At 60.9% G+C, this 11,993-nt stretch carries 10 protein-coding genes and 1 pseudogene; 9 read left to right on the plus strand and 2 right to left on the minus strand.

Annotated features, from left to right (window positions below; translation table 11 throughout):
* The first annotated feature begins 57 nt into the window (after positions 1-57).
* Both ATU_RS20165 and ATU_RS26710 read left to right on the plus strand, forming a co-directional pair.
* Positions 58-873 (plus strand): DUF2189 domain-containing protein, encoded by an 816-nt coding sequence (locus ATU_RS20165; protein WP_010973735.1) that lies wholly within the window; start codon positions 58-60, stop codon positions 871-873.
* Positions 874-973: 100 nt separating this feature from the next.
* Positions 974-1,108 (plus strand): annotated as a pseudogene (locus tag ATU_RS26710) (cytochrome C oxidase subunit IV family protein); the annotation flags it as partial.
* Between the two features lie 10 nt (positions 1,109-1,118).
* Here the strand turns inward: ATU_RS26710 and ATU_RS20175 are convergent.
* Positions 1,119-2,165: a GlxA family transcriptional regulator gene (locus ATU_RS20175; protein ID WP_035257907.1), complete on the minus strand. Its 1,047-nt coding sequence runs from the start codon at positions 2,163-2,165 to the stop codon at positions 1,119-1,121.
* Between the two features lie 84 nt (positions 2,166-2,249).
* Here ATU_RS20175 and ATU_RS20180 point away from each other — a divergent pair, with 84 nt between their 5' ends.
* The 6 genes from ATU_RS20180 to purU all read left to right on the plus strand — a co-directional run bounded on the left by ATU_RS20180 (position 2,250) and on the right by purU (position 9,742).
* Positions 2,250-3,503: a sarcosine oxidase subunit beta family protein gene (locus tag ATU_RS20180; protein WP_010973737.1), complete on the plus strand. Its 1,254-nt coding sequence runs from the start codon at positions 2,250-2,252 to the stop codon at positions 3,501-3,503.
* Positions 3,504-3,569: 66 nt separating this feature from the next.
* A complete protein-coding gene (locus tag ATU_RS20185; RefSeq protein WP_010973738.1) occupies positions 3,570-3,890 on the plus strand; it encodes a sarcosine oxidase subunit delta in 321 nt (106 codons plus the stop codon).
* On the plus strand, positions 3,887-6,877 hold the full coding sequence (locus ATU_RS20190; protein ID WP_010973739.1) for a sarcosine oxidase subunit alpha: 2,991 nt from the start codon (positions 3,887-3,889) through the stop codon (positions 6,875-6,877). Before ATU_RS20185 ends, ATU_RS20190 begins: the two co-directional genes overlap by 4 nt.
* A gap of 12 nt (positions 6,878-6,889) precedes the next feature.
* Positions 6,890-7,444 carry a sarcosine oxidase subunit gamma gene (locus ATU_RS20195; protein WP_035257925.1) on the plus strand — a complete coding sequence of 185 codons (555 nt, stop codon included), beginning with the start codon at positions 6,890-6,892 and terminating at the stop codon, positions 7,442-7,444.
* Between the two features lie 18 nt (positions 7,445-7,462).
* Positions 7,463-8,731 (plus strand): serine hydroxymethyltransferase, encoded by a 1,269-nt coding sequence (gene glyA, locus ATU_RS20200; RefSeq protein ID WP_010973741.1) that lies wholly within the window; start codon positions 7,463-7,465, stop codon positions 8,729-8,731.
* Positions 8,732-8,857: 126 nt separating this feature from the next.
* On the plus strand, positions 8,858-9,742 hold the full coding sequence (purU, locus tag ATU_RS20205) for a formyltetrahydrofolate deformylase (RefSeq protein ID WP_010973742.1): 885 nt from the start codon (positions 8,858-8,860) through the stop codon (positions 9,740-9,742).
* Between the two features lie 74 nt (positions 9,743-9,816).
* On the opposite strand, the gene ATU_RS20210 is transcribed toward purU, so the two are convergent.
* On the minus strand, positions 9,817-11,046 hold the full coding sequence (locus ATU_RS20210; protein ID WP_010973743.1) for an MFS transporter: 1,230 nt from the start codon (positions 11,044-11,046) through the stop codon (positions 9,817-9,819).
* A 122-nt stretch (positions 11,047-11,168) separates the two neighbouring features.
* Between ATU_RS20210 and ATU_RS20215 the strand changes: the two genes are divergently transcribed.
* Positions 11,169-11,762, plus strand: a complete 594-nt coding sequence (locus ATU_RS20215; RefSeq protein ID WP_035257908.1) for a TetR/AcrR family transcriptional regulator — start codon at positions 11,169-11,171, stop codon at positions 11,760-11,762.
* Positions 11,763-11,993: the final 231 nt, after the last annotated feature.

An 11,993-nucleotide genomic window follows, 5' to 3' on the forward strand; every position in this document is an offset into this window, starting at 1 on the left:
AAGTCACCGGGCGTTCCTGTGCCGCCAGCCGGATCATGGCGCAGGAGGAGAAGTGCTATGACGGCATTCCATGTCATGGCCGGTGCGAGCGGAGAATATACTCGCCCGGAAGTCCGCAAGATTGGCGTTGCAGATATTGTCGATGCGTTGCGGTTGGGACTTGATGACTTCAAGGAGAAGCCGTCCCACTACGTCTTTCTCTGTCTTATGTATCCGATCGCCGGTGTTTTTCTGGTGATGTGGAGTTCCGGTGCAAATCTGCCGCCGCTTATTTATCCGCTGATGTCGGGTTTTGCGCTGATCGGGCCGATCGCCGCCATCAGTCTTTATGAGATCAGCAGGCGGCGTGAGCAGGGGCTGGATAGCTCATGGCGCCACGCGCTGGAGGTTCGCCACTCTCCGGCCATGCCGTCGATCATCGCGGTCGCCGTCATGCTGCTTGCGCTTTTCGCGGTCTGGCTGATTGTTGCGCAAAGCATCTATACTGCGACTTTCGACGCGGCCGGTCCCGTCTCGCTCTCGACATTCGTGTCGGATGTGATGACCACTTCACAGGGCCTTTCCCTTATCATCTGGGGCAATCTGGCCGGTTTCGTTTTCGCGGTCATCGTGCTGGCGACAACCGTGGTGACGTTCCCGCTGCTGCTTGACCGGGATGTCGGTGCAGTCGCGGCGGTGGAGGCGAGCATACGCGCCACCCTTGCCAATCCGGTTCCGGTTATGCTTTGGGGCTTGATCGTCGCGGCATTGCTTTTCGTGGGCACGATCCCGGCCTTTATCGGCCTTGCGGTCGTCATGCCCATCCTCGGACATTCGACCTGGCACCTCTATCGAAAATTGATCGTCCCGGGTTATCCAGGCCATAAGCCTTGAATTCATAAAGGAAATCTATCCGTAGATCATCCTCCTTGCCGTTGCGGTCCCGCTCAAAGGGAGCCCTGATGTTCGGGACGGTCATGGAGATTGCGAGGATGCCTGGGAAAGGCTGGTCCTGATCTATGCCATCCTGCTTCCCCCGGTTCTGGTGCTCGTCTTCGCAGCCCTGATGGCCTCGAAATCCAGCTATACCGCCGTCACCCGGCTGACCTTCATGGGCACCGGTTCGTAGACACCGGCCATCAGGATTGGGGAAGCAGCACGCCGACGGCGAATTCCTCGTCGGTTGCCGTGTGGCCCGCCTGGGTCTTGCGATATTCGCTGGGGGTGAAGCCGCGCTCGGTCCTGAGCGTGCGGGAAAGATGCGGCGCGTCGCAGAAGCCGGTGGCAAGTGCTATCTGGGTGATCGGGTCATGCGTCGTGCGCAGAAGTGACAGGGCGCGATCCAGCCGGAGCTCGAGATAGACCTTTGACGGTGTTGCCTTCAGGTCATTGAGGAAACGCCGTTCGAGGCTACGGCGGCCAAGGCCGAGGTCGTGGGCCAGTTCCAGCACCGTTCTCGGAACCTCGATATTCTGCTGCATCCGCAGGATCGCCTTCTTGACCAGGGGGTCATTGGCCTTGCGCGCGCTCTGCTGGCCGGGTTGGGGTTTTTCGCCGCTCAGCGCGCTGTCGATCATCATGATGTTGAGGCTTTTGATCGCGGCGGACTGGCCGACATGGCGCTCGACGAGAAAGGCCGCCAGATGCGCGGCGCCATGGCCGCCGGAACAGGTCAGCCGGTCACGATCGATGACGAAGATCTGGTCGGAGACCATTTGCACCGTGTCGAAACGATCCAGAAAATCCTGGCGGTGAAACCAGCTCACGCAGCAGCGATAGCCATCGAGAAGGCCCGCTTCGTGCAGGATGAAGACGCCGGTGCAGAGTCCGACAATCGGAATGCCCGCCGCCGCCCGATCTTTCAGGAAGCGTAGCGCTTCCGGTGGCAGGGCGCTGTGGTCGCTGATCAGCCCGCCGACAACGACGATATAATCGTAGTGTCCGGCATCGATCAGCCGCGTATCCGGTTGCACCTTCACGCCGCAGCTCGACTGCACGTTGGCGAGCGTTGCCGAGAGCACCGACCATTCACACAGGATCGGCCGGGAGCGGTCGGCCTCGTCTGCGGCAAGGCGCAGCACATCGACAAAATTCGCGAAGGCCGACAGCGTGAAGCGATCGGCAAGCAGGAAGGCGACGCTGAGGCGTTTCTTGGCGCGAGGAGAGGTCATGGCGCAAATATTCATGCAAACAGACGCGATTGTCCAGCCGGGGTTGGGCAAATGCTCCTAGATTTTATGACATGAGCTTTCCAACCACCGGGTCCCGCTATGACGCGTTTTAATGCCTTCAATCTTTTGCGGAATGCCCTGACCGGCAACAAGAACTGGGACGAGCAGTGGCCTGACAGCCAGCCGAAAGCCGAATATGACGTGGTCATCGTCGGCGCCGGCGGCCATGGTCTGGGCGCGGCCTATTATCTGGCCAGCCAGCACGGCATCACCAACGTGGCCGTCATCGACAAGGGCTGGCTCGGCGGCGGCAATACCGGCCGCAACACGACGATCATCCGCTCCAACTATCTCTATGATGAGAGCGCCCGTCTTTATGACCATGCCGTCGATCTGTGGGAAAATCTCAGCCAGGAACTCAATTACAACGTCATGTATTCCCGGCGCGGCGTGCTGATGCTGGCGCATAACGTTCACGACGTGCAGAGCTTCAAGCGCCATATCCATTCCAACCGCCTGAACGGCGTCGATAATCGCTGGCTCAGCGCGGAGGAATGCAAGGAATATTGCCCGCCCTTGAGCCTTGCGCCGAATGCCCGTTACCCTGTCATGGGCGGCGCATTGCAGGAACGGGCGGGCACGGCGCGCCACGATGCGGTCGCCTGGGGTTATGCGCGCGGTGCCGCCGCCCGTGGTGTCGATATCATTCAGAACTGCCCGGTCACCGCCATTCGTCGTAATGCCGATGGCTCCGTTGCCGGTGTGGAAACGGCAAGAGGCTTCATCAAGGCGAAGAAGGTCGCGGTCTCGGCCGCTGGCCACACATCTGTTGTCATGGATACGGCAGGCGTGCGTCTGCCGCTCGAAAGCTATCCGCTGCAGGCGCTGGTGTCGGAACCGATCAAACCGATCTTCCCCTGCGTGGTCATGTCGAATGCGGTCCACGCCTATATCAGCCAGTCCGACAAGGGCGAACTGGTGATCGGTTCGGGCACGGATCAGTACACCTCCTATTCGCAACGCGGCGGCCTGCCACTGATCGAACATACGATCGCGGCCATCGTCGAGATCTTCCCGATCTTCAACCGCATGCGCATGCTGCGCAAATGGGGCGGCATCGTTGATGTCACGCCGGATCGTTCGGCCATTCTCGGCAAGACGCCGGTCGAGGGGCTCTACGTCAATTGCGGCTGGGGCACGGGCGGTTTCAAGGCCACGCCGGGCGCTGCCCATACCTTCGCCTGGACCATTGCCAAAAACGAACCGCATCCGATCAACGCGCCGTTCACGCTGGAACGCTTCCGCTCTGGCCGACTGATCGACGAGGCCGCCGCCGCCGCCGTGGCGCATTAATTCACGCATTTTCCGGACGTAAAACCGCACCGAACTGTTACTGGAAATGCTCCGAGGATAACAACCATGCTGCTGATCCGCTGCCCCTATTGCAACGAAACGCTGCCCGAAGCCGAATTCACCTATGCCGGACAGGCCCATATCGTCCGCGCCGCCGACCCGTCGTCGCAGAGCGATGAACAATGGGAGGAATTCCTGTTCATCCGCGACAACGTCAAAGGTCCGCATTTCGAGCGCTGGCGGCACCTGCATGGTTGCGGCCGCTTCTTCAACGCCGTGCGCGACACGGTGAGCGACCGGTTCCTCACGACCTATCGCGCGGGTGAGCCGCGCCCTGAACTGTCTTCCCTGACACGCTTGACCGCAAGCTCCGAGGTGTCGAAATGAACTCCTATCGCGTTTCCGGCCGCGGCCGGGTGGATGCTGCCCGTTCCGTGAGCTTCACCTTCGACGGCAAGAGCTACCGCGGCGTCAAGGGCGACACGGTCGCTTCCGCGCTTCTCGCCAATGGCGTGCATCTGATGGGCCGCTCGTTCAAATACCACCGCCCGCGCGGCCCGGTGGCGGCGGGTTCCGAGGAGCCGAATGCGCTGATCGGCACCCGCCGTGGCGCCGGTCAGTTCGAGCCGAATACCCGCGCTACGGTGCAGGAAATCTGGAACGGGCTGGAAACCACCTCGCAGAACAAATTTCCGAGCCTGAATTTCGATATCGGCGCTGTCAATGACATGGCCTATATGCTGTTTTCGGCTGGTTTCTACTACAAGACCTTCATGTGGCCGAAGAGCTTCTGGAACAAGGTCTATGAGCCTTTCATTCGCGCGGCCGCAGGTCTTGGCGTGTCTCCGACGGAAGAAGACCCCGATACCTACGCCTCGCGCAACCTGCATTGCGATGTGTTGATCGTCGGTGGCGGTCCCGCGGGTCTTGCAGCCGCGCGTGCGGCGGCGGTCGATGGTCTGAAGGTCGTGCTGGTCGATGAAAATGCCGAAGCCGGCGGCACGCTGCTGTCCGAACCCCAGGCGAAGATCGACGGCAAGCCCGCATGGACCTGGCTGGCGGATGAATTGAAGACGCTGAGGGAACAGGGCGTCAAGGTGATGACGCGCACGACAGCGATTGCCTATTACCACCAGAACATGATCGGTCTTTGCGAAAAGCTGACCGACCATCTCGAAACCGTGCCGAAGGATACGCCGCGCGAACGCCTGTGGCGCGTTCGGGCGCGTCAGGTGGTGCTGGCGCAGGGCGCACTGGAAAAGCCGCTGGTCTTCCACGGCAATGACCGGCCGGGCGTGATGCTCGCAGGCGCTGCCCAGACCTATCTCAACCGGTATGGCGTCAAGGTCGGCAACCGCCCGGTGGTGGTGACGAGCCATGACAGTGCCTGGTATGCCGCTTTTGATCTTCACGGTGCCGGCGCGCGCGTTCAGGCCATCATCGACACCCGCGCAAAGGTACGCGAGGAACTGGTAAACGAGGCGCGTGCGCTCGGCATTCCGGTCAAGCTGTCGCATACGGTCACGGCGACGTCGGGACGATTGCGCGTCAAGTCGGTTCGCGTCAATTCGGTGAATGGTTCGACAGTCGCTGCGGGACAGGAGATGGCCTGCGACGCGGTGCTGATGTCGGGCGGCTGGACGCCCTCGCTGCATCTCTTCTCCCATACGCAGGGCAAGCTTGCCTGGGACGATGAGCGGGCGACCTTCCTGCCGGCCCTCACCAATGAGGATTGCTTGATTGCAGGCGCCGGGCGCGGGCTCTGGGGCATCGAGGCGGCGCTGAAGGATGGCGCTGAACGGGGCCGCGAAGTCGTTGCAGCACTTGGCAAGACCGCTAATGTTTCCAGCCATGCGGTGGAATATGATCGCACCGGCAGCGGCGTCTCCCACACCGAACTACTGAGCGACCGCGACGCCAGCAAAGCCAAGGCTTTCGTCGATTACCAGAATGACGTGACCGCCAAGGACCTGCGGCTCGCCGTGCGCGAGGGCATGCGCTCCATCGAACACGTCAAGCGTTATACGACCAACGGCATGGCCACCGATCAGGGCAAGATGTCCAACATCAACGGCCTGAACATTGCGGCGGAAGCCCTTGGCAAACCCCAGCCGCAGGTGGGACTGACCACCTTCCGCCCGCCCTATACGCCAACAACCTTCGGAGCCTTTGCCGGCTATCATCGCGGCGAGCATTTCGAGGTGACGCGCAAGACGCAGATCGACAGCTGGGCGAAGGAGCATGGCGCGGTCTATGAGCCGGTCGGGCAATGGCGTCGCGCGTGGTATTTCCCAAAGCCGGGTGAAGACATGGACGCGGCCGTCGGCCGTGAATGCCGGGCGGTGCGCCAGAGCGTCGGCATTTTTGACGCCTCCACGCTCGGCAAGATCGAAGTCGTCGGTCCTGACGCGGTCGAGTTCATGAACCGCATGTACACCAACCCCTGGACGAAGCTTGCGCCCGGCCGCTGCCGTTATGGCCTGCTGCTCGGCGATGACGGCTTCATCCGTGACGACGGCGTCATCGGCCGCATGACCGAAGACCGTTTCCATGTCACCACCACGACAGGCGGTGCCGCCCGCGTGCTGAACATGATGGAGGATTACCTCCAGACCGAATGGCCCGATCTCAATGTCTGGCTGACCTCGACAACCGAACAATGGTCGACCATCGCCCTCAACGGTCCGAATGCGGCAAAGCTGCTTGCGCCGCTGGTGGAAGGCGTCGAGCTGACCGAAGAGGCCTTCCCGCATATGTCCTGCCTGGAATGCACCGTGGCCGGCATGCCGGCGCGGTTGTTCCGCGTCAGCTTCACTGGCGAGATCGGCTTCGAGGTCAATGTGCCGGCACCTCTCGGCCGCAAGCTGTGGGAAATCCTGTGGGAGGCCGGCCAGCAATATTGCATCACGCCTTATGGCACAGAGACAATGCATGTGCTGCGCGCCGAAAAGGGCTACATCATCGTCGGCCAGGATACAGACGGCACGGTGACGCCTTATGATGCAGCGATGGACTGGGCTGTCGGCAAGAACAAGCCCGATTTCGTCGGCAAGCGCGGCCTTGCCCGCCCCGATCTCGTCGCAAAGGGCCGTCGCCATCTCGTTGGTCTTCTCACCGAAGACCGATCGAAGCTGGAAGAAGGCGCGCAGATCGTCTTTGATGCGAAGCAGCCGATCCCGATGAAGATGGTGGGGCATGTGACGTCCTCCTATCATTCGGATGCGGCCGGCCAGCCGATTGCGCTGGCGCTGGTGGAAGGTGGGCACGAGCGGATGGGCGAGACCGTCTATATTCCGATGCTGGACCGCACCATTGCCGCAAAAATCACCGGGATGGTCTTTGTCGATCCCGAAAACACCCGCCTGAAAATCTGACCGGAGATGACAATGAACATGCGCGTTTCCTCCCCCGTTCCCGGCGTGCTGGCCGAGAGCAAAGCGGCCCGGGTCAGCATGCTGGCCGCGCAGGCGCGGTTTTCTCTGCGGGCGCGGGGCGATCTGGCGCCGCTCGACGCCGCCCTTGGCATGAGCTTGCCCGCCCGGATCGGCGCCCGCGCCGCTTCTGGCGAAATCGAGGCCCTGCGGCTTGGTCCTGACGAATGGACTATTCTTGCGCCGATTACCGAAACCGACCGGCTGGTCGCTGCCTGCGCGGGCGTTTATGCCAGCCATCCGCACAGCCTTGTCGATATTTCCGGACGGGAAGTGACACTGCTGATCGAGGGGCCGCAGGCCGCCGAACTGCTGACGCTGGGCTGCGCCCGTGACATCGAGACCATTGCTATCGGCGAGGGACGTCGGACGATTTTCGACGGCGTGACCGTGGTGTTGTGGCGCGATGCGGAGAACCGTTTCCGCATGGATGTCTGGAACAGCTTCGTGTCGCATCTTGGCCATTTGCTTGAAACCGGCTGCAAGGAACTTGCAGCTGATATCGCCTGATTCTGGGAGGAGAAAACCATGCTCAACCGCCTGTCACACAATACCGTTTCCGACACGGTGATCGCTGATGCCATCGCCGAGGAACTCGACCGCCAGAAGACGCAGATCGAGCTGATCGCCTCGGAAAACATTGTGTCCGCCGATGTTCTGGCGGCACAGGGCTCGGTGCTGACCAACAAATATGCCGAGGGTTATCCCGGCAAGCGTTATTACGGCGGTTGCGAATTCGTCGACAAGGTCGAACAGGTCGCCATCGACCGGTTGAAGCAACTCTTCGGCGCGGAATTTGCCAATGTGCAGCCGCATTCCGGCGCGCAGGCCAACCAAGCCGTGTTCCTGGCGCTGCTGCAGCCGGGCGACCGCATCATGGGGCTTTCGCTCGCCCATGGCGGCCACCTGACCCACGGTTCGCCGGTGACGATGTCCGGCAAGTGGTTCGATGTCGTCTCCTACGAGGTTGACCCCGAAACCCACCTGATCGACATGGAGAAGGTGCGCGAGAAAGCGTTGGAAACGAAGCCGAAGCTGATCGTCGCCGGGGCCTCGGCCTATCCGCGCCAGATCGATTTTGCCGGCTTCCGTGAGATCGCCGATGAAGTGGGCGCATATCTAATGGTCGACATGGCCCATTATGCCGGGCTGATCGCCGGCGGTCACTATCCCAACGCCGTGCCCCATGCGCACGTCACCACCTCGACCACCCACAAGACCCTGCGCGGCCCGCGCGGCGGCGTAATCCTGACCAATGATGCCGATCTCGCCAAGAAGCTGAACTCGGCGGTCTTCCCCGGCAATCAGGGCGGCCCGCTGATGCATGTCATCGCCGCCAAGGCCGTGGCTTTCGGCGAGGCCCTGCGGCCAGAATTTTCCGACTATGCCGGTCAGGTGATCGCCAATGCACAGGCGCTGGCCAAGGTGCTGATACAGGGTGGTCTCGGCATCGTCTCGGGCGGAACCGACAGTCATATGGTGCTGGTCGATTTGCGCCCGAAGGGCGTCACCGGCAAGATTGCCGAAATCGCGCTCGAACGGGCGGGACTTACCTGCAACAAGAACTCCATTCCCAATGACCCGGAAAAGCCGTTCGTCACTTCGGGCATCCGTCTTGGCAGCTCGGCCGGCACCACCCGCGGTTTCGGCGTGCTCGAGTTCGAAAAGATCGGTGCGCTGATCCTGCGTGTCATCGATGCGCTGGCCACGAATGCCGAGGGTGACAGCGCGGTCGAGGCCGAGGTGCGGGAAGAGGTTGCCGCACTCTGTGAGGCGTTCCCGATCTACGTCTCGTAAATCACTTCGCCGGTCCTGAATATAGTCGGGACCGGCATCCAGTTTATGGCCGGAGGGTCGTTTATGGACGATCTGCGCCGCGGCGCGGGCGATCTGTCCGTGCGTGCATCAGTCAGGGAGCAGGATTTGAACACCTATATCATGAAAGTCTCATGCCCGGCCCGCAGCGGCATCGTCGCCGCTGTCTCCGGTTATCTCGCCAGGTCCGGCTGCAATATCAACGACAGTTCGCAATTCACCGATCAGGAGACCGCACGGTTTTTTATGCGGCTGAGCTTCATTTCCGAGCAGGGATCGGGACGGGAAGCGCTGCTTGACGGGTTCGGTTCCGTCGCGGCCGATTTCGATATGGACTATGACATTCACGATCTTTCGCAAAAAAAGAAGATCGTGATCATGGTCTCACGCTTTGGCCATTGCCTGAACGATCTGCTTTATCGCTCCCGCATCGGCGCGTTGCCGGTAGAAATCGTCGCGGTGATCTCCAATCACCTCGATTACCAGAAACAGGTGGTGAACGAGGATATTCCTTTCCATCACATCCGCGTCACGCCGGAAACCAAGCCCGAGGCGGAAGGGGCGATCCTGCAGGTGGTGCGCGATACCGGCGCCGAACTCGTGGTGCTGGCGCGCTACATGCAGGTTCTGTCGGACCAGCTGTGTCAGGAAATGTCCGGCCGCATCATCAATATCCATCACTCCTTCCTGCCGTCCTTCAAGGGCGCCAACCCTTACAAGCAGGCCTATGAACGCGGGGTGAGACTGATCGGCGCGACCGCCCATTATGTCACCGCCGATCTCGATGAAGGCCCGATCATCGAGCAGGATACGATCCGCGTGACCCATGCCCAGAGCGGGATGGATTATGTGAGCCTTGGACGGGATGTGGAAAGCCAGGTTCTGGCGCGTGCCATCCACGCCCATATTCATCAGCGGGTCTTCCTGAACGGCAACAAGACGGTGGTTTTCCCTGCATCACCCGGCGAACATGTCTCCGAGCGTATGGGCTGATCCCGTAGTCTCAGCCCATACAGTTGCGGTTTGTCTAGCGAGGTTTCGCAGCGGAAGACGTCTGTCGTCTCTTTTTATTCGGCGGGCTGCTGCACCGCAGATGCCGAGCACGAATCCCGTGTTTCTCCCGACAGGCTGCGCTGACCAAGGCCGATGATGGCGACTGTGGTCAGGCTTGCGGCAACCGATACCCAGAAACCGTTGTCCGGGCCGAAATTGTCGATCACCCAGCCGGAGATGAAGGCACCGAACGCCATGCCTATGCCAATGCCGGTCATGACCCAGGTGACACCCTCCGTCAGCATCGATTCCGGCACGCGGCGCTCGATCAGGCCGAATGAGGTGATGAAAACAGGCGAGATTGCCACGCCGCTTAAGAAGACGGCAAAGGCGAGCAGGGCAACGCTGCTATTGGCGACGAGGAGTGGCAGCGCGGTGAGCGCCAGCACGCTGACGGCGATCAGCAATTGTCGCTGCAACGGCATTTTCGGATTGATCGCGCCGAGAGTGAGGCCGACCACGAAGGAGCCGATGGCATAAACGCCGATGACTAGGCTGGCGGCTCCGGGTTGGCCAAGCTCCTTGGTGATCGCGACGGCGCTCACCTCGGCCGTGGCGAAAGTCGAGCCGACGAAAATCAGGGAGAGCGTGATGATCTGGACCGGGCGCAGGAAGATGGCCGAACGCTGCCTGTATCCGCTTTCCACCGGCCGCACCTTCGGTTCGGTGGAGCGTTGCAGCAGGAAGGCAAAGGTGCCGAGCGCCAGAAATGTGGTGCTGATCATCATGCCGGCTTCCGGAAACAGGGAAACCGCAAGGCCGACGGAAAGCGATGCACCGGCGATATAAACAAGCTCGTCGGCGGCAGATTCAAAGGCGAAAGCCGTATTGAGTTCCGGCCGGTCGCGGAAGATTTCCGTCCAGCGGGCGCGCATCATGGCAGGAATGCTCGGCATGGCGGCGGCGAGGAAGGCGGACAGGAACAATGTCCAGGTCGGCCATCTCTGATTTGTCGCGGTGATCAATGCGGCAAAGGCGATGACCGAGATGATGGTGGCGGGGATGAGGACGCGGCTCTGCCCCATGCGATCCACCAGCCGGGAGATTTGGGGTGCCGCAGCCGCATTGGTCAGGGCGAAGGTGGCCGAAACGGCACCGGCCAGCCAATATTCGCCATGGGTCTGCGACAGCATGGCGACGATACCGATCGGGGCCATGGCGATGGGAAGACGGGCGAAGAAACCGGCAGCGGAAAAGCCTTTTGCACCTGGAGCGCGGAAAATTTCTCTGTATGGATTAGACATCGGGATGCACCTTGTTCAACGGGTGTCCACCACATACATACGTGGCGTATGTAAATGAGATAATTGCATACGAGACGTATGTCAACTAATATACGCTTCGTATGTGAAGATTGGAGAAAAGAGTGCGCAAACCTCGCAGTGAAATGATTGCCGAGACGCGGGCGAAGCTTCTGGCTGCCGGCCGCAAGGCCTTTGGCAGCATCGGTTATGCGGAAGCCTCTATGGATGACTTCACCGCCGGGGCAGGTCTCACCCGCGGCGCGCTCTATCACCATTTTGGCGATAAAAAGGGTCTGCTGATGGCCGTTGTGGCCGAGATCGACGCGGAGATGACAAAAAGGCTCTGTGATATCTCCTCAAGCGCCGAGACCCGGTGGGAGGGTTTTGTCGAGGAAAATGTCGGTTATGTGCGCATGGCGCTCGAACCGGAAATCCAGCGGATCATGTTTCGCGACGGGCCGGCTGTGCTTGGCGATCCATCCCGCTGGCCCAATGCCAACGGCTGTATCTCAGCCGTTGCGCGCAGCCTCAGTGCGCTGAAGGAAGAGGGCACCATCGGCGACATCGATCCGGAGGCCTGCGCCCGCTTCATCAATGCGGCAAGCAGCACTGCTGCCCAATGGATCGCAAATTCCGACGACCCCGAAACGACCTCGAAACGCGCGGTCACAAGTTTCCGGACTTTTCTGGAGGGGCTGCGGATCAGGAAGGGCTGACAGGCCCCGGCTACAGCTTTCAGTCACCCTACGCGTCCATCATCCCCCCGAATCGAAGGCTCGCCGATTTGCGCGCTGACCTTATTCGTCTGCGAATGATGAGAAATCGCAGGCGTCTCGATACAGTTTTTCCGTCGCGAAGAAAAACCTGCCGATCCGGCGGATTTCTATTTACTTTTGCCGAAGTTGCACGCCATCACGCTTACTGAATTCGCTGCCAGGCGTATCGCA

This window comes from Agrobacterium fabrum str. C58, from assembly GCF_000092025.1.
Taxonomy (GTDB): domain Bacteria; phylum Pseudomonadota; class Alphaproteobacteria; order Rhizobiales; family Rhizobiaceae; genus Agrobacterium; species Agrobacterium fabrum.

Excerpts from the sequence above, each read along its gene's own strand:
- ATU_RS20175 (WP_035257907.1), bottom strand. The coding sequence starts at position 2,165 with ATGAATATTTGCGCCATGACCTCTCCTCGCGCCAAGAAACGCCTCAGC.
- ATU_RS20165 (WP_010973735.1), top strand. The coding sequence starts at position 58 with ATGACGGCATTCCATGTCATGGCCGGTGCGAGCGGAGAATATACTCGC.
- glyA (WP_010973741.1), top strand. The coding sequence starts at position 7,463 with ATGCTCAACCGCCTGTCACACAATACCGTTTCCGACACGGTGATCGCT.
- ATU_RS20185 (WP_010973738.1), top strand. The coding sequence starts at position 3,570 with ATGCTGCTGATCCGCTGCCCCTATTGCAACGAAACGCTGCCCGAAGCC.
- ATU_RS20190 (WP_010973739.1), top strand. The coding sequence starts at position 3,887 with ATGAACTCCTATCGCGTTTCCGGCCGCGGCCGGGTGGATGCTGCCCGT.
- ATU_RS20210 (WP_010973743.1), bottom strand. The coding sequence starts at position 11,046 with ATGTCTAATCCATACAGAGAAATTTTCCGCGCTCCAGGTGCAAAAGGC.
- ATU_RS20180 (WP_010973737.1), top strand. The coding sequence starts at position 2,250 with ATGACGCGTTTTAATGCCTTCAATCTTTTGCGGAATGCCCTGACCGGC.
- ATU_RS20195 (WP_035257925.1), top strand. The coding sequence starts at position 6,890 with ATGAACATGCGCGTTTCCTCCCCCGTTCCCGGCGTGCTGGCCGAGAGC.